Genomic DNA, 16,094 nt, shown 5'->3' on the forward strand with positions numbered 1-16,094 from the left:
TCAGCTCCCGCGCAGGTCCGTGAAGACCTCCGTCCAGTACCGCTGCTGCCGCTCGGACGCCCCCACCAGGTAGGTCGCGCGCAGCTTGGCCGGAAGCAGGGCCACCAGGCGGCCCACCACCGCCCGGTGCCTCTTCAGCTGGGACAGCTCCGCGTTGGCGAGGATCTGGTGCACCACGTCGCTGTCGTCACCGCCCTCCCCGGAGTGCGCGGCGGCCCTGCGCAGCCGGTCCTCCCAGGCGTCGACGTCACGGGCCAGCTCGCGCAGGCCCGTGACCGGGCGGCCCCGGAAACGGTCCACGAGGGCCGTCAGCGGCACCGGCGCGTACTCGCCGTCGCCGAGGTAGACCGTGGCCATCTCCAGCGGCAGCCCCTTGCGGTGCAGCTTGACGAGGCGCTCCAGGGTCCGCTTGGTGATCCAGGCCCGGCCCTCGTCGTCGATGTCGTGCTTCCACCACTCCAGGACCGTCTCGGCATCCCGGCCGTACCGGGCCAGCAGCCACTCGTTGGCCGGGATGTCCTCGGGCTCGACCAGGAGCGACGCCGTGAACCGGGTCGCCTGGGCGATGTTGTTCCGCGACACCAGCAGCTTGCGCCCCAGGTGGTACGGCGGGTTCTGCACGGCTATCTGGGCCCGCAGGTTCTCGATCCGCTGTCCCGCCAGCGACCACTCCTGGGTGACCTCCATCAGCTTGGCGAACGCGGCCCGGTCCTTGGGCCGGTTGTACTCGTCCCACACGATCGCCTTCGGCTCCGGCCCCGTGAAGGGCGCGGCGAGGAGGTTGTCGAGCGTGCCGTCCGGGGACGGCACCGGCGCGCACAGGTCCTCGACGTTCGTCACCGGCAGCGAGAAGTACAGGGCGTCGCGGCCGAGCCCGGCGCGCAGGGTCTCCCGGACCAGCTCCGTCTTGCCGCAGCCCGGCGGCCCCTGGAGCAGCACCGTCCAGCGGTTGCGCAGCGCCGCCCGCACCACCTGCCGCACCGGGTCGGCGACCGTCGCGGGGTTGGCGACGCCGACGCTCGCGGCGATCCGGTCGAGGATCTCGGCCGTGCGGTCCTGCCCCGGCCGTCCGTCCGGGCCCGGCTCGGCCAGCCGCAGCCGCTCGCCGTCGACCAGCGGCAGGCCCCAGCGCAGCGGGAAGCCCTCGCGCGCGTTGGCCAGCACATGGTCCAGGGTGCGCGGGGAGAGCAGCTCGCGCAGGGCGGGGGAGAGGGACGTCCACAGGGAGAAGACCGGACGCAGGTCCCAGGGGCGGTACTTGGCGGCGAGATGCCGGCGCCAGGACGTGTCGTTCGCCGTGATCCGGATCGTCACCATGCGGTCCAGCAGCGCCAGGTCACCACGGCGTGCCGAGGTCTCCGACAGCGACTCGTTGTCCGTGAGGAACACGCCCACGCAGCCCAGGGCGCGCAGGTCGTGCTCGCCCAGCGTCCAGTTGCAGGCGACCTGCATGAGCTGCGACTGGATCGTGTCGCCCGCCTGCAGCGAGTCGTCGACGAGCAGCACGAACGGCCGGCCCGGCCGGAGCCGGCCCATCACCAGCTGGCGCAGCACCAGCTCTCCCGTGCGCGGGTCCCGGACCGGCGCGTTGACCAGCAGGTCGTCCGGGGTCAGGTTCGCCGCCGGCACGTACACCAGCGTGGTGTCCGGGTGTGCGCGGGCGAGGTGCGAGAAGAACGTCGCCGTCTTGCCGATGCCGTGCTCGCCGAAGACCTGCCCCGTCTGCCGCATGTCGATCATCGCGTCGATGAAGGACTCCAGACGGGACGCGGCCGGTTGCCGCGCCTGCGCTGTCTGCTGTGTCTCCGTGGTCATCTACCGCGATCCCGTCGTGACGCGATGGCAGTCCATCGCGGGTGTGTGCGTCTCGGGCCACTCGTTGCCGCCCTCGGTGATCAGCCAGATCCATTTCTCCGGCGCGGCCGGGGTGATCGGCGGCGCGTAGCCGTCGGTGAGGACGAGGACCGCGTCCGGATGCATCTCGCAGCGCCGGCCCGCCACCTCGGTACGGCCCTCCACGTAGTCCGCGACCGCCTGGAAGCTGGTACCGCCCCCGCCGTACACCCTCTCGCCGGGCCGGAACGGCATCACCACGGCGTCGAAGGACAGCCAGTGCGCCGCCACCCCGTCGATCCGGCCGACGAGCCGGGTGAGCCAGTCGATCACCCGCTCCGGCATCGAGCCCGAGGTGTCGTAGGCGATGACGAGCACCTTCTCGCGCACCGGACCGCGCCGGGCGAGCATCGGGTCCTGGCCGAGGGCCGCGAGCAGGGCGCCGCGCTTCTTCGGGTAGACCAGCCGCTCGCCGTCGCGGAGCCGGGAACCCAGTACGTCGACCAGCCAGCGCTGCCACCAGTCGACGGTCCGGGTGCGGGTGGTCTCGCCGCGGAGCATGCCCGCGCCCAGCTTCCCCCAGAGCCTCGCGGCCCGCGCCGACCCCTCCTCCGTACGGTTCATGAGGTCGAGCAGCTCGCGCTCCGCGCCCGCGTGGCCGCGCCGGGCCGCCAGCAGGGAGTTGAGCAGCGCCGACGACGTCACCTCGTCCACGGTCGCCTGGTCGGCGGGGACCAGGCCGGCCACCAGGTGCGGGCACAGCGGCGGCGGCACCGGCGGCTCGCGCATGCGTTTCAGCTCGCCGTAGATCCGCAGGTCGGTCTCGGTGAACGCCTCGTACGTGAGCGGCTCCAGGCCGTGGGCCGTCAGGTCGTCCCGGTAGGCGCCGTACACCGTGCGCGGGTCGACGCCCGTCGGCCTGCCGTCCAGCAGGGGCAGCTCCGTGCGGCCGAGGCGGACCAGGGCCACGTGGTTGACGGCGACCTCGGCGGCGAGCGCGAACACCGGGTCCTCGCGCAGCTCGGGACCGGCCAGGAGGTGACGGTGCACCAGGTGCCGGGCCTCGTGGAACAGCACGAACTTCACGCCGTCCAGGCCCAGCCCGACGAAAAAGTCCGGGTTGTAGAGCAGCAGGCAGCTGCCGTCGCCCGAGGCGACCACGGCCGCCGTGTCCAGCGCCGTCGTCGGGATCTGGTGCGCGCACTTCGAGTACAGCCACGAGGCGACCGCCGACTCCGTCAGCCCGAAGTCCAGCAGCGCGGCCTCCTTCAGCCGCCGGGCCCGGACCACGACCTCCGGATCCGCCGGGCGGTACGCCTCCAGTGCCCTGCGGTCGGCCAGGCCGACCACAGGAGGGTAGGGCCGCCCCCGCTCTCCGTACGCCATGTGCCGTCCCCCGCCGTGCAGTTCCCCCGTTGGTCCATTGGTACCAGCCGGCACCGACAACGGGCCAAGGCATTACGATCTGCCGCAAGGGCGGGGCCGTAGCGCAGAGGCAGGCGCACCGGTCTCCAGAACCAGAACACGCCGGTTCGAATCCGGCCGCCCCGCCCCCTGAAGCGCCTCGAACGGGCCGGGCGGTTTCGTTTGGATCGATGCGGGGGTGAGCGATGGCGGCGGGCCCTGCCTGGCACTCGGCGATCTGGGAGTCTCGATCCGCCCGGCTGTGCCGGTGTACTGGCGCTGGACCCCGACGGTGTGGCTGCGCTTCGTCAGGTCACCGGTCTCGTCGACGACCAGGACCGCGGCCTCGTCGTGGAGGTGCTCAACAACGTATTCGCGCACGTTGTCATGGACAGCATCCGCGTCCCAGGAGGCCCGGCACAACAGGTGCTGGATGCCGTGCGGGGTAGATTCCCCGGTCCGCTCCGCGATCGTCCAGCAGTGCTTGCTTGGCAGGTCCGACAGCAGGCCCAGCACCAACCGCCCGGCCTGCCGCTGTGGTTCGACCCGGGCGAACCGCCCTGCAATACGGCCCATGGCCATCTCGAACGCCTCCCGCCAACGGGCGGGATCTATGCTGTGACCTGCGGCCACTGTCGCGTCGTTCGTCCACACAACTCACGATGATCGACGGTGCCCTACCCGTACCCGAACCTGGCCCCATCAGTAGGCCCGAGCACCAGAGTCGGCGAGACCGAGCCTGCACTTCGTGGTCCGTTCGGGCGAACGTCATGGCTGTGCACTCTGACGGTGCATGGGTGGCCGGTCGAGAATCTCGATGTACATGATCCGGCCGTCCACGATGTCCAGGACCAGCATGCCTTTCGAGGGCGAGAGAGGCACACACCGATGGCCCGGGCCGTAAGGCTGCCCCCGCGGATGATCTGCCGTCCGGATGCTCTGACAAAAGTCATCGCCGCAACCGCACTCGTCAACCAGACGCAGATCCCACGCGCAGACAGCCAGCTCGCGTTCTCCTTCATCCTCCAGGAGGGCGGTCAGCTCGGTGATGAAATCTGGGAAGACGTTGCGAACGAGGGGGTGGTCCTGCTCCATGGGCGGAGGGTAGCCGGGGCGGTCGGCTGGGCGCGATGACAGGGTGCCCGGCCACAGCCAGCAAGATCAGGATCGACAGCTGGAGTACTAGGCGACGGCCCCCGCCGTCCTGACCAGTTCCCCGGTCGTGCCGTGGAAGGTGTCGAGAAGCTGGGCCAGTACCGCCCAGGCCTCCTCGCGGTCGCCCAGGTGGTCCCGGACCAGTGGGCGCAGCGCGTTCTCGGCCTCGGCGGCGCGGCGCGGGAACATCACGTGTCCCAGGGAGAGCACCTTCAGGACGTCCCGGGCCGGTCCGTGGTCCAGGGCGTAGCCGGCGGGCCCGTCCAGGATGCCCGCCTGGCGGACCCGGAAGTCGAACTTGGGGTGGGAGCCGAACTGGGCGCGCAGGGTGGGCGGGCAGTCCGGGCGGACGGACAGGGCCCAGCGGACGTAGCCGGGCAGGGAGTTCTCGCGGTCCGCCTCGGCGACCGTCTGCCAGTGCTCACGCCGGTAGACCATGGAGGCGGCCTCCCGCGCGGCGGCCATGGAGTCCGACTCGCGCAGGGCGGCGACGAGCCCGAGACGGGCGACCCGGTTTGGGACCGGCGGCTCGGCGTAGTCGTCGCGCAGGACCGGATCGACCTCCACCGCCAGCAGGCGCCCGGGTGCGAAGGGCACGCCGTCCAGGATCGCCCGTCGCAGCGCCGTGTCCCGGTCGGAGAGCAGACGCCAGACGACGGCGTTGAGATCCGGGTCGTCCTCCTGGAGCATCCACAGCACCACCGAGGAGGGCAGCGCCGGCAGCCCCTGGTGGACCCGGCGCCTGGTCTCCCGGAGGTCCTCCGGCGCCGGGCGGGGCAGCCCGACACGCGCGCGTACCCGGTCGGCGGCCGCGGCGTCGATCAGGTTCAGCAGGAAGCCGACCGCCCGGCCGGAGGTGGTGTCAGCGCGCATGCGCGCATGATGCCCCAGGCCACCGACAGGGCGCACCGGAAAATCGGGGCGCCCGTCGGCCGGGCCGTCAGGCGCCGGCGCGCGCCGCCATCCGGGCCTTGCGGGCGGCCAGCTTCTCGTCGAACTTCGAGGCCTCCGCGTCGAGTCCGCCCATGAACAGGCCGAGTTCCTCCTGCGCCCTGAGGCCCTCCGGGCCGAGGCCGTCGATCTCCAGGACCTTCAGGTGGCGCAGCACCGGCTGGAGCACGTCGTCGTGGTGGATGCGCAGGTTGTAGACCTCGCCGATCGCCATCTGGGCGGCGGCCCGCTCGAAGCCGGGGATGCCGTGGCCGGGCATGCGGAACTCGACGACGACGTCCCGCACCGCCTGCATGGTCAGGTCGGGGGCGAGTTCGAAGGCGGCCTTCAGGAGGTTGCGGTAGAAGACCATGTGCAGGTTCTCGTCGGTCGCGATGCGGGCCAGCATGCGGTCGCAGACCGGGTCGCCGGACTGGTGGCCGGTGTTGCGGTGCGAGATGCGGGTCGCGAGCTCCTGGAAGGCGACGTAGGCGATGGAGTGCAGCATCGAGTGCCGGTTGTCCGACTCGAAGCCCTCGCTCATGTGCGACATCCGGAACTGCTCCAGCTTGTCCGGGTCCACCGCGCGCGAGGCGAGCAGGTAGTCGCGCATCACGATGCCGTGCCGGCCCTCCTCGGCGGTCCAGCGGTGCACCCAGGTGCCCCAGGCGCCGTCCCGGCCGAACAGCGAGGCGATCTCGTGGTGGTAGCTGGGCAGGTTGTCCTCGGTGAGCAGGTTCACCACCAGCGCAGTCCGGCCGATCTCGGTGACCTTGGACTGCTCCTTGCCCCAGGCCTCGCCGTCCTCGAAGAAACCGGGGAAGTTGCGGGCGTCCGTCCACGGCACGTACTCGTGCGGCATCCAGTCCTTGGCGACCTTCAGATGCCGGTTCAGCTCCTTCTCGACCACTTCCTCCAGGGCGTACAGCAGCCGCGCGTCGGTCCACACGGACGGGCTGCCGAGGTGGGGAGAAGTGATCGTCACGAGAACTCCAGGGGGACGCCGAACAAGAGCGGATGAACGGGAGAAGACCGGCGAGCGGGGCCGGAAACCTACGTGATCGTAGGCTACGAATCCGTAGGTTACGAAGCCGTAGGTTAAGTGCGCTGTAAAGACTGCTGATCAGGCCCGGTGTGCAAGGCGAATCGGGACATGCCAAGCCGCCCCGGGACCCGCAGGTCCCGGGGCTGAAGAGGTGAAACGATCACTCGTCAGGCGTACAACTCCCGCAGCCGCACCGAGAGGCACGTCACACATCCCTCAAGTTTCTCGAACTCGGAAATGTCCACCGTGACCACCTCGTGGCCGAGATCGGCCAGCAGCTCCGCGGACTTGGGGGCGCTCGCCGACATCAGCAGCTTGCCGCCGCCGAGCAGCACCACATGGGCCCCCGCCTCCTCGGGCACCGCAAGGAAGCCCGGGAACAGCGACGGCCGGTCCACGAGCGGGATGTGCCCCAGAATCGTTCCGTCGGGCAGCGCGGTCACCGCCGACTTCAGGTGCAGCACCTTGCTCACGGGTACGGCGACCACCCGCGCGCCCAGCGGCTCGAACGCGGCCCGCAGTTGCTGCACCCCGGCCGCGTTGGTCCGTCCGCCGCGGCCGACGTAGACGGTGTCACCGACCTTGAGGACGTCACCGCCGTCCAGGGTGCCCGGCTCCCAGATCCAGTTCACCGAGCAGCCGAGGCGGGCCACCGCCTCCTCGACGCCGGCCGTCTCCGCGCGCCGGGACTCGGCGCCGGGCCGGGTGATCAGCGCCACGTTCTTGTACATGACGACCGTGTCCTCGACGAACACCGAGTCCGGGCAGTCGTCCTCCGGGTCCACCTCGACGGTCTCCCAGCCGTGCGCGCGCAGCGTCTGCGCGTACGCCTCCCACTGCTCCTGGGCGAGCTCGACGTCGACCTTCTCCCGCTCGACGTGCGTCACCAGGCCTTCGGCAAGGCGCGGGCTGGGGCGGCGGATGAGGGCCTTCTTGCTGGGCACGGCGGGTCTCCGGGGTCGGTGATTCGGTCCGGCGCCCGTTGCGGGGCGCCGGACCGCCATCATGCAGGGCGGATCGGTGTCGACAAAACCCCTGTCGTCAGGCTGTGCCCTCACCGAGACGCGCCACCTCGTCCGGAGTTGTGCCGGTCAGCTCCCCGTCCGCCATCAGCAGCCACCGCGTGATCCCGATCGACTCCAGGAACGGCAGGTCGTGACTGGCCACGATCAGGGCCCCCGCGTACGACTCCAGGGCCGTGGTGAGCTGCCGGACGCTCGCCATGTCGAGGTTGTTCGTCGGCTCGTCCAGCATCAGCAGCTGCGGTGCGGGCTCGGCCAGCAGCAGCGCGGCCAGCGCCGCCCGGAAGCGCTCGCCGCCGGAGAGCGTCCCCGCCTGCTGGTCCGCGCGGGCGCCCCGGAACAGGAAGCGGGCCAGCCGCGCCCGGATCCGGTTGTTGCCGGCGTCCGGTGCGAACCGGGCCACGTTCTCGGCGACGGTCAGCCCGTCGTCGAGGACGTCCAGCCGCTGCGGCAGGAAACGCAGCGGCACGTGCGCGTGCGCCTCGCCCGCGACCGGCGCCAGCTCCCCGGCGACCGTCCGCAGCAGCGTCGTCTTGCCCGCGCCGTTGCGGCCGATCAGCGCGATCCGCTCGGGCCCGCGCAGGTCGAGGATGCCCTTCACCCGCGAGCCGTGCGCGAGCTCCAGGTTCTCCAGCGTCAGCACGTTCCGGCCCGGCGGGACGGCCGTGTACGGCAGCTCGACGCGGATCTCGTCGTCGTCCCGTACCGCCTCCACCGCCTCGTCCAGCCGCTCCTTCGCCTCGCTGAGCCGCTCCTCGTGCATGATGCGGTGCTTGCCCGCGGACTCCTGCGCCGCCCGTTTGCGCGCCCCCATGACGATCTTCGGCTCGCGTTTCTGCTCGAACATCTTCTGCCCGTACCGCTTGCGGCGGGCCAGTTTGACCTGGGCGTCGGACAGTTCGCGCTTCTGCTTGCGGACGTCGGCCTCGGCGACCCGCACCATGCGCTCGGCCGCCTCCTGTTCGACCGCGAGGGCCTCCTCGTACGCCGAGAAGTTGCCGCCGTACCAGGTGACCTCCCCGGCGCGCAGGTCGGCGATCTGGTCGACCAGGTCGAGGAGTTCGCGGTCGTGGCTGACCACGATCAGCACGCCCGGCCAGGAGGCGACGGCCGCGTACAGCCGCTTGCGGGCGTACAGGTCGAGGTTGTTGGTGGGTTCGTCGAGCAGCAGTACGTCCGGCCGCCGCAGGAGCAGCGCGGCCAGCCGCAGCAGCACCGACTCGCCGCCGGACACCTCGCCGACGGTCCGGTCCAGGCCGATGTGGTCCAGCCCGAGTTCGCCGAGGGTGACCAGGGCGCGTTCCTCGACGTCCCAGTCGTCGCCGAGCGCCTCGAAGTGCCGCTCGGACGCGTCGCCCGCCTCGATGGCGTGCAGCGCGGCCCGCCGGGCGGCGATGCCGAGCACCTCCTCGACGCGCAGCGAGGTGTCGAGCGTGACGTTCTGCGGGAGGTGGCCGACCTCACCGGTCACCTTCACCGAGCCCTCGGCCGGGGTGAGTTCTCCGGCGACGAGCTTCAGCAGCGTCGACTTCCCCGAGCCGTTGACACCGACCAGGCCGGTGCGGCCGGGGCCGAAGGAGATGTCCAGGCCCTCGAAGACGGGGGAGCCGTCGGGCCAGGCGAAGGAGAGGGACGTGATGGTCAGGGATGCTGACATGGGCGCCTCGCGGTTGCTTGCGGTGTCGGGGGACAGACGCGTGTCGAGACACCGCGAGGCAGAAGCCGAGAGGGCCAGGAGGGGATCCTGCGCCGGGAGGACGGCTCACACGCCGAGGTCGAACGCCACAGACACACCTCACGGGTGTGACGCGGTGTCTCAGGACCTCAGACGAGCAACGTCCTTCTCCAATCGGCGACAACAGGACCGAGTTACACGTTAGGAGGGGCCACCGGGAGTGTCAACGCAATTAATCACCGCAGGGAACGCCTGGTCAGCGGGCGTCCCGCATCAGCTCGGCCAGGTCGTGGTCCAGGTCCAGCTGAAGGTGTTCGAGACCGGTGGGCACCAGGTCGCCGGTGGCCTCCAGGAAGCGGCGTATCTCGCCGGAGCGCACATGGACGACCGCGGTGCCCTCGGGGGCGTGGAACTCCAGCACGGTCCGGTCGTAGCCGTAGGGCCGCACCCGGACGTCCCCGTCGCCCTCCGGCGCGTGCAGCCCGGCGGTCAGCAGCTCGCGGGAGAAGGTCCAGCAGACGTCGACCCCCTCCAGGGTGGCCGGGGCCGGGAAGGTCATGCGCACGGCGAAGGGGTCCTCGCGGTCGTAGCGCAGGGTTGCGGGAATGCTCGGCATGCGCGGTGACGCGGCGACCAAGCGGGCCTCTACGGGCTGCTCGATGACGGTGGACAACGCCTTGCTCCCTCGTGACGGTGGTACGAATTCCCGGGTGTGCGAGACCTGGTACTGAAAGAGACGAAGGAAGCGGCCGATCCGTGCACAGGAAGGGCGAGTGACCTCTGTCACCGGCCTCATTCACACCCGGGGCTTACCCGTCGCCGGGGCGGCCGGGCCCTCTGGACGGCGCCGCGACGGTCGGCTAGCTTCGCGCGCCATGAGGCGCTTGGGGAACACGCGACGCACCGGACGAGTCCGACGCACCGGCCGAGCGGTCGCGGTGGGGGTGGCGTGCACCGCGGCGCTGGCCGCGGTGACCGCCGGTTCCGCACAGGCCACGGCACGGGCCCCGCACTGGGCGCTCAAGGACACCGGCACGCCGGACGTGCGGTTCCGGGGGCTGGCCGCCGTCGACCGGCACACCGCCTGGCTGGCCGGAACCGGCGGCACCGTGCTGCGCACCACGGACGGCGGGACCAGCTGGCGGAACGTCTCCCCGCCGGGCGCGGGCGACCTCCAGTTCCGGGACGTCCAGGCGTTCGACGCGCGGCGCGCGGTGGTGCTGGCCATCGGCGAGGGCGAGGCGTCCCGGGTCTACCGCACCGACGACGGCGGCCGGACCTGGACGGAGTCCTTCCGCAACACCGACCCCGCCGCCTTCTACGACTGCATGGCCTTCTTCGACCGCCGCCACGGCCTCGCGATGAGCGACCCGGTCGACGGGAAGTTCCGCATCCTGTCGACGAGCGACGGCGGCCGGTCCTGGCGCGTGCTGCCGGACGACGGCATGCCGGCCGCCCTGGCGGGCGAGGCGGGCTTCGCGGCGAGCGGCCAGTGCCTGGTCACCGCCGGCCCGAAGGACGCCTGGCTGGCCACCGGCGGCGGGGCGCACGCGCGCGTGCTGCACTCCGCCGACCGCGGCCTGAACTGGACCGCCGCCGACACCCCGATCCCGGCGGGTGACCCGGCCAAGGGCGTCTTCGCCCTCGCCTTCCGGGACCGCGGCCACGGCCTCGCGGTCGGCGGAGACTACCGCCCCGACCAGGCCTCGCCGCAGGCGGCCGCGGTCACCCCGGACGGCGGCCGCGAGTGGCGGCCCGCCGCCACCCCGCCGCCCGCCTACCGCTCGGGCGTCGCCTGGCTCCCGCACAGCCGCACCTCGGCCCTCGCCGTCGGCCCCACCGGCACCGACCTGACCACCGACGGCGGCCGCACCTGGCGCACCGTCGACACCGGCTCGTACGACACCGTGTCCTGCACACCGGACCTGAGCTGCTGGGCGGCCGGCGAGCAGGGCCGGGCGGCACGCCTGGAGAACTGACCCGGGGGTACCCGTTCCTCGCCCACCGGAAAGGAGCGGTCATGCCACGCGGATCCAGCCCCAAGCGGGAACGGCAGTACGAGCACATCAAGGAGAGCGCGCTCGACCGGGGCGAGAGCGAGGGGCGCGCCGAGGAGATCGCCGCTCGGACCGTCAACAAGGAACGCGCCCGGTCCGGCGAGTCCAAGACCGCGAGCCGCACGTCCACGCAGGACATGTCGTCCGGCCGGCGCGGCGGGAAACGGTCCCACAGCGGCGCCCAGGGCCCGACCTACGACCAGCTCTACGAGGAGGCCAAACAGCGCGGCATCGAGGGCCGCTCGGACATGAACAAGGCGCAGCTGCAACGGGCTCTGAACGCCAGGAAGAGCTGAAGCCTGCCCGACGCGGGGCTGCTCACGGCCCGTCAGCGCACGCGCGCGTGGCACCCCGTACGCTCGTGCCCACCATGACGACGACCGTAGGCGTACCCGCGGACTGGCCCGCGACCGAGGAACAGGCCCTGGCCGTACAGGACGGACTGCGCGGGCGGGTGGTCCTCGACGAGCCGGGCCCGGCGCCCGGCACCGGGCTGGTCACCGGCGTCGACGTGGCCTACGACGACGAGCGCGACCTGGTCGCCGCGGCGGCCGTCGTCCTGGACGCGGCGACCCTGGAGGCCGTCGCCGAGGCGACCGCCGTCGGCCGGGTCTCCTTCCCGTACGTGCCGGGACTGCTCGCCTTCCGCGAGATCCCGACCGTACGGGCCGCCCTCGACGCCCTGCCCTGCCCGCCGGGCCTGGTCGTCTGCGACGGCTACGGCCTCGCCCACCCGCGCCGCTTCGGCCTCGCCAGCCACCTGGGCGTCCTCACCGGCCTGCCCACCATCGGCGTCGCCAAGAACCCGTTCACCTTCGCGCACGCCGACCCGGACACCCCGCGCGGCAGCCACGCCCCGCTCCTGGCCGGCACCGAGGAGGTCGGCCGCGCGCTGCGCACCCGGGACGCGGTCAAGCCGGTGTTCGTCTCCGTCGGACACCGCGTCAGCCTCGACAACGCCTGCGCCCACACGCTCGCGCTCACCCCGGAGTACCGCCTGCCGGAGACCACCCGCCGAGCCGACGCGCTGTGCCGCAGGGCGCTGCGGGAAGCCCAGGGCTGAGCGGCTCGGACCCGGCTCGGACCCGGACGGCCCGGACCCGGACGGCCCGGACCCGGATGGTCAGGACCCGGATGGTCAGGACGTGAGTAACGATTCTGAGTACGAGTACGGATGCCGCTGTTACCGTCGGGCGGCAGGCTGGCCCGCATGACGACACACCGTGCACCCAAGTCCCCGGCCGCGCCCGCCCAGTCCACCGGGCGTGCCGTGAACGCGGCGCTGGTCCTCGCCGTGGTGGCGGGGTTCGCCTGGATCGTCGGGATGCTCTGCACCGTGCTGGCGTGGCAGGCCTGACCGCGCCCGGCTCCGCTAGAACGTGGCAGCCACCCGGAACCCGATGCCCGCCGCCCGCAGCCGCTCGGTCAGCGCGTCGCCCATCGCCTGTGCGGTGGTGACCTGGCCGGACGCCGGCGGCAGTTCGTCGAAGGCGAGGGAGAGGGCGGCCTCCGCGAACATCTTCGCCGTCTCTCCGTAGCCGGGATCCCCGCCCCTGACCTCCGTGAAGACCCGCCGTCCGCCGCCCTCGCCGACGAACCGGACCGTGAACCAGCTGCGCGCCCGCTTCTCCGCGTCCGGCCCGTCCCCGGGCCTGAGCCGGTCCGACAGCCAGCGCCGGGCGGGCGGCAGCTGGGCAGCCGCGGCGACCGCGCCGACGGCCGCGATCCCGCCGAGGGCCACCGGCAGGTGCCTGACGGCCGCGTAGTGCCGGTAGCGGAAGTCCGGGCCGTAGCGGTCCAGTGCCTTGGCAGAGCGGCGCACGATCTGGGCGTCGATGGTGGGCAGCGGCAGCGCCCAGGCGCCGACCTCGGGCGCGAACCGCGGGGCACCCGCCGGAGTGCTCGTCCGGCGGTCCAGCAGCCGGGGCTCGTGCCGGGCGCGGTCCCGGGCGGCGGCGAGCATCTGCCGGGGGCGCGCGAACTGGTCCAGCGCGGAGGCGAAGGTACCGCCGGAGAAGGCGGCGTCCGCGGTGACGAACCCGTCCACGGTCAGCGGCACGCCTTCGGGCAGCTGCCGGACCGTGAAGTACGCGCCCAGGTCGTGCGGGACCGAGTCGAAACCGCAGGCGTGCACCAGGCGGGCGCCCGTCTCCCGCGCGCGTGCGTCGTGCCGGACGTACATCAGGTCCACGAACTCCGGCTCGCCGCACAGGTCGAGGTAGTCGGCGCCGGTGTCCGCACAGGCCGCGACCAGTTCCTCGCCGTAACGGCCGTACGGGCCGACCGTCGTGGCCACCACGCGCGCGTGCTCGGCGAGGGCGCGGACGGTGGCGGGCTCGGCGACGTCGGCGCGCAGCACCCCGACGGCCGCGCCGCCCGGCAGCCGCTCGCGCAGGGCTGCCAGCCTGCGCTCGTCCCGGGCCGCGAGCGCCCAGCGCAGGCCTTCGGGCGCGTGTGCGGCGAGGTACTCGGCGGTGAGCTCGCCGACGAAGCCGGTGGCTCCGAAGAGCACGAGGTCGTAGGGACGGTCCGTCGTCTTCAGCCTGCTCATGACACCTCTCGGTCGTGCAACCCGTGCCGTTGTCGGTGGCTGAGGCTAGCGTGAGGAGTGCGGACGCACCCCCACCGGGTATCTTGACTAAGCGCTTGCTCGCCACTTGCCCGCTGGCTCTTGTGTCCAGTGGAACGTGTTCTTAGCATCGTCGGTGTTACATCAGTTGTGTCACATGACCGGGGGCGGCATGACCATGGCAGGGACGCCAGGACACGGCCCGCTCTCGGGCGTGCGCGTGGTCGAGCTGGCCGGTATCGGGCCGGCCCCGTTCGCCGCCATGCTCCTCGCCGACCTGGGCGCCGACGTGGTACGCGTCGACCGGCCCGGCGGCCCCGGGCTCGCGATCGACCCGGCGTACGACGTCACCAACCGCAACAAGCGCTCGGTGCTGATCGACCTGAAGTCCCCGGACGGCCCCGCCCGCGTCCTCGACCTCGCCGAGCGCGCCGACATCCTCGTCGAGGGCTACCGCCCCGGCGTCGCCGAGCGGCTCGGCGTCGGCCCCGGGGACTGCCACGCCCGCAACCCCCGCCTGGTCTACGGCCGGATGACCGGCTGGGGCCAGGAGGGACCCCTCGCACAGCGGGCCGGCCACGACATCGCCTACATCGCCCTCACCGGCACCCTCGGCATGATCGGCCGCCCCGACGAGCCCCCGGCCGTCCCCGCCAACCTGCTCGGCGACTACGCCGGCGGCTCCCTCTACCTCGTCGTCGGCGTCCTGGCCGCGCTGCACCACGCGCGCGCGACCGGCACCGGCCAGGTCGTGGACGCCGCCATCGTGGACGGCACCGCACACCTCGCCGCGATGATCCACGGCATGGTGGCCGCGGGCGGCTGGCAGGACCGGCGCGGGGCCAACCTGCTGGACGGCGGCTGCCCGTACTACGGCACCTACGAGACCGCCGACGGCGGCCATATGGCGGTCGGCGCCCTGGAGCCCCAGTTCTACGCCGAGTTCCTCCGGTTGCTCGGCGGGCTGGACGACCTGGCCGACGCCCGCAAGGACTGGACCCGCTGGGGCGAGCTGCGCGAGCGCGTCGCCGCCCGTTTCAAGGCCCGTACCCGCGACGAGTGGACGGCCCTCTTCGAGGGCTCCGATGCCTGCGTGGCCCCCGTCCTCTCCCTCCGCGAGGCCCCGCACCACCCCCATCTGGCCGCCCGCGGCACCTTCACCGACCACGGCGGCATCACCCAGCCGGCCCCCGCCCCGCGCTTCTCCGCGACACCCACGGCCGTACGCACTCCTCCCGCCCGGCCCGGCGCCGACACCGCCGCGGTGGCCGGCGACTGGGACGTACCGGCACTCCTCGACGGCCACGCCGACGACCACGACCGCCCCGACGACCACGACCATGCCGACGACCACGACAAGGACGCCACCTGATGGAGCTCTCGACCTTCCTGGACTACGCGGGCGACCCGCGCGCGGCGGCGGACCGGGCGGCCGCGCTGGAGTCGGCGGGCCTCGACGCGGTCTGGGTCGCGGAGGCCTACGGCTTCGACTCGCCCACGATCATGGGCTACCTGGCCGCCCGCACCGAACGGATGAAGATCGGTTCCGCGATCCTCAACGTGTACTCCCGCACCCCCGCCCTCATCGCCCAGACGGCCGCGGGCCTCGACGCGATCTCCGGCGGCCGCGCGATCATCGGACTCGGCGCCTCCGGCCCGCAGGTCGTCGAGGGCTGGCACGGGAAGGCGTACGACAAGCCCCTCGGCCGGACCCGCGAGACGATCGAGCTGACCCGGCGGATCCTGCGCCGTGAGGTCATCGACCACCACGGCATCACGGACATGCCCCGCCCCGGCGGCCTCGGCAAGCCCCTGAAGCTCCTCACCAGGCCGGTCCGCCCCGCCGTCCCGCTCTACGTGGCCTCGCTCGGCCCCGCCAACGTCCGGATGACCGCCGAGATCGCCGACGGCTGGCTGCCCACCCTGTTCATCCCCGAGAAGGCGCACGACGTCTGGGGGACCGCGCTGGCCGAGGGCGCCGCCCGCCGGGACCCGGCCCTCGGCCGGCTGCAGATCGTCGCCGGCGGCCTGCTGGCCATCGGCGAGGACGCGGCCGCCGCCCGGGACCTGGTCCGCCCGCGGATCGCCCTCTACGTCGGAGGCATGGGCGCGCCCGGCAAGAACTTCTACAACGACCTCGCCGTCTCCTACGGCTACGAGAAGGAGGCCCGGCTCATCCAGGAGCTGTACCTCGACGGCCGCCAGCGGGACGCCGCCGCGGCCGTACCGGACGAGTTCTGCGAGCTCATGTCCCTGTGCGGCCCGGAGGGCTACGTCCGGGACCGCATCGAGGCCTTCCGCGAGGCGGGCGTGACCATGCTGGACGTCACCCCCGTCGGCCCGGACCCCGCCCGCTTGGTCGAGACCGTCAAGAACTGGCTCTGACCCTCCCCGCTGGAAAACC

General features: G+C 72.5%; 15 protein-coding genes, 1 tRNA gene and 1 pseudogene. 7 read left to right on the forward strand and 10 right to left on the reverse strand.

The genetic code is table 11. The annotated features are described in order from the left end of the window. Together ACIQVL_RS43570 and ACIQVL_RS43575 are read right to left on the reverse strand one after the other, a co-directional pair. Entirely contained in the window at nucleotides 1–1,815 is a 1,815-nt protein-coding gene (locus ACIQVL_RS43570) for an AAA family ATPase (protein WP_403478252.1), read from the reverse strand. Continuing rightward, nucleotides 1,816–3,219: a hypothetical protein gene (locus ACIQVL_RS43575; protein WP_403478253.1), complete on the reverse strand. Its 1,404-nt coding sequence runs from the start codon at nucleotides 3,217–3,219 to the stop codon at nucleotides 1,816–1,818. It abuts the gene before it with no gap. Between the two features lie 90 nt (nucleotides 3,220–3,309). Between ACIQVL_RS43575 and ACIQVL_RS43580 the strand changes: the two genes are divergently transcribed. Continuing rightward, a tRNA-Trp gene (locus ACIQVL_RS43580) sits at nucleotides 3,310–3,385 on the forward strand. Nucleotides 3,386–3,483: 98 nt separating this feature from the next. On the opposite strand, the pseudogene ACIQVL_RS43585 reads toward ACIQVL_RS43580, so the two are convergent. The 7 genes and pseudogenes from ACIQVL_RS43585 to ACIQVL_RS43615 all read right to left on the reverse strand — a co-directional run. Beyond that, a pseudogene (locus ACIQVL_RS43585) lies at nucleotides 3,484–3,813 on the reverse strand (transposase); the annotation flags it as partial. Nucleotides 3,814–4,005: 192 nt separating this feature from the next. Continuing rightward, nucleotides 4,006–4,332: a hypothetical protein gene (locus ACIQVL_RS43590; RefSeq protein WP_403435575.1), complete on the reverse strand. Its 327-nt coding sequence runs from the start codon at nucleotides 4,330–4,332 to the stop codon at nucleotides 4,006–4,008. An 87-nt stretch (nucleotides 4,333–4,419) separates the two neighbouring features. Beyond that, the gene (locus ACIQVL_RS43595; RefSeq protein WP_403435576.1) at nucleotides 4,420–5,265 is read right to left on the reverse strand and encodes a hypothetical protein; all 846 of its coding nucleotides are present in this window, start codon (nucleotides 5,263–5,265) and stop codon (nucleotides 4,420–4,422) included. A 67-nt stretch (nucleotides 5,266–5,332) separates the two neighbouring features. Next, nucleotides 5,333–6,307, reverse strand: coding sequence for an acyl-ACP desaturase (locus ACIQVL_RS43600; protein WP_403435578.1), 975 nt, complete (start codon nucleotides 6,305–6,307; stop codon nucleotides 5,333–5,335). Between the two features lie 227 nt (nucleotides 6,308–6,534). Continuing rightward, nucleotides 6,535–7,311, reverse strand: a complete 777-nt coding sequence (gene ddaH, locus ACIQVL_RS43605) for a dimethylargininase (protein WP_403435580.1) — start codon at nucleotides 7,309–7,311, stop codon at nucleotides 6,535–6,537. 97 nt (nucleotides 7,312–7,408) lie between these two features. Further along, nucleotides 7,409–9,046 carry an ABC-F family ATP-binding cassette domain-containing protein gene (locus tag ACIQVL_RS43610; protein WP_403435581.1) on the reverse strand — a complete coding sequence of 546 codons (1,638 nt, stop codon included), beginning with the start codon at nucleotides 9,044–9,046 and terminating at the stop codon, nucleotides 7,409–7,411. 274 nt (nucleotides 9,047–9,320) lie between these two features. Further along, nucleotides 9,321–9,737, reverse strand: a complete 417-nt coding sequence (locus ACIQVL_RS43615; RefSeq protein ID WP_403435583.1) for an SsgA family sporulation/cell division regulator — start codon at nucleotides 9,735–9,737, stop codon at nucleotides 9,321–9,323. Nucleotides 9,738–9,939: 202 nt separating this feature from the next. Between ACIQVL_RS43615 and ACIQVL_RS43620 the strand changes: the two genes are divergently transcribed. The 4 genes from ACIQVL_RS43620 (at nucleotide 9,940) to mmpA (ending at nucleotide 12,478) form a co-directional block, all read left to right on the forward strand. Next, entirely contained in the window at nucleotides 9,940–11,043 is a 1,104-nt protein-coding gene (locus ACIQVL_RS43620; RefSeq protein ID WP_403478254.1) for a WD40/YVTN/BNR-like repeat-containing protein, read from the forward strand. Between the two features lie 41 nt (nucleotides 11,044–11,084). Beyond that, entirely contained in the window at nucleotides 11,085–11,417 is a 333-nt protein-coding gene (locus tag ACIQVL_RS43625; RefSeq protein WP_403435587.1) for a plasmid stabilization protein, read from the forward strand. A 74-nt stretch (nucleotides 11,418–11,491) separates the two neighbouring features. Continuing rightward, nucleotides 11,492–12,184, forward strand: coding sequence for an endonuclease V (locus ACIQVL_RS43630; RefSeq protein WP_403435589.1), 693 nt, complete (start codon nucleotides 11,492–11,494; stop codon nucleotides 12,182–12,184). Nucleotides 12,185–12,331: 147 nt separating this feature from the next. Then, complete coding sequence (mmpA, locus tag ACIQVL_RS43635; RefSeq protein ID WP_403435590.1) at nucleotides 12,332–12,478, forward strand: morphogenic membrane protein MmpA; 147 nt, start codon at nucleotides 12,332–12,334, stop codon at nucleotides 12,476–12,478. Between the two features lie 15 nt (nucleotides 12,479–12,493). On the opposite strand, the gene ACIQVL_RS43640 is transcribed toward mmpA, so the two are convergent. Continuing rightward, nucleotides 12,494–13,672 carry a saccharopine dehydrogenase family protein gene (locus tag ACIQVL_RS43640; protein ID WP_403435591.1) on the reverse strand — a complete coding sequence of 393 codons (1,179 nt, stop codon included), beginning with the start codon at nucleotides 13,670–13,672 and terminating at the stop codon, nucleotides 12,494–12,496. Nucleotides 13,673–13,862: 190 nt separating this feature from the next. Between ACIQVL_RS43640 and ACIQVL_RS43645 the strand changes: the two genes are divergently transcribed. Further along, nucleotides 13,863–15,062: a CaiB/BaiF CoA transferase family protein gene (locus ACIQVL_RS43645; protein ID WP_403478255.1), complete on the forward strand. Its 1,200-nt coding sequence runs from the start codon at nucleotides 13,863–13,865 to the stop codon at nucleotides 15,060–15,062. Next, nucleotides 15,062–16,075 (forward strand): LLM class F420-dependent oxidoreductase, encoded by a 1,014-nt coding sequence (locus ACIQVL_RS43650; protein ID WP_403478256.1) that lies wholly within the window; start codon nucleotides 15,062–15,064, stop codon nucleotides 16,073–16,075. The genes ACIQVL_RS43645 and ACIQVL_RS43650 overlap by 1 nt, the downstream gene beginning before the upstream one ends. The last annotated feature ends 19 nt before the right edge of the window (nucleotides 16,076–16,094 follow it).

Source organism: Streptomyces sp. NPDC090499 (assembly GCF_044769305.1).
Classification (GTDB): domain Bacteria; phylum Actinomycetota; class Actinomycetes; order Streptomycetales; family Streptomycetaceae; genus Streptomyces.

Coding starts and splice junctions, on each gene's coding strand:
- ACIQVL_RS43625 (WP_403435587.1), top strand. CDS start 11,085: ATGCCACGCGGATCCAGCCCCAAGCGGGAACGGCAGTACGAGCACATC.
- ACIQVL_RS43610 (WP_403435581.1), bottom strand. CDS start 9,046: ATGTCAGCATCCCTGACCATCACGTCCCTCTCCTTCGCCTGGCCCGAC.
- ACIQVL_RS43645 (WP_403478255.1), top strand. CDS start 13,863: ATGACCATGGCAGGGACGCCAGGACACGGCCCGCTCTCGGGCGTGCGC.
- ACIQVL_RS43640 (WP_403435591.1), bottom strand. CDS start 13,672: ATGAGCAGGCTGAAGACGACGGACCGTCCCTACGACCTCGTGCTCTTC.
- mmpA (WP_403435590.1), top strand. CDS start 12,332: ATGACGACACACCGTGCACCCAAGTCCCCGGCCGCGCCCGCCCAGTCC.
- ACIQVL_RS43630 (WP_403435589.1), top strand. CDS start 11,492: ATGACGACGACCGTAGGCGTACCCGCGGACTGGCCCGCGACCGAGGAA.
- ACIQVL_RS43620 (WP_403478254.1), top strand. CDS start 9,940: ATGAGGCGCTTGGGGAACACGCGACGCACCGGACGAGTCCGACGCACC.
- ACIQVL_RS43570 (WP_403478252.1), bottom strand. CDS start 1,815: ATGACCACGGAGACACAGCAGACAGCGCAGGCGCGGCAACCGGCCGCG.
- ACIQVL_RS43590 (WP_403435575.1), bottom strand. CDS start 4,332: ATGGAGCAGGACCACCCCCTCGTTCGCAACGTCTTCCCAGATTTCATC.
- ACIQVL_RS43595 (WP_403435576.1), bottom strand. CDS start 5,265: ATGCGCGCTGACACCACCTCCGGCCGGGCGGTCGGCTTCCTGCTGAAC.
- ACIQVL_RS43575 (WP_403478253.1), bottom strand. CDS start 3,219: ATGGCGTACGGAGAGCGGGGGCGGCCCTACCCTCCTGTGGTCGGCCTG.
- ACIQVL_RS43650 (WP_403478256.1), top strand. CDS start 15,062: ATGGAGCTCTCGACCTTCCTGGACTACGCGGGCGACCCGCGCGCGGCG.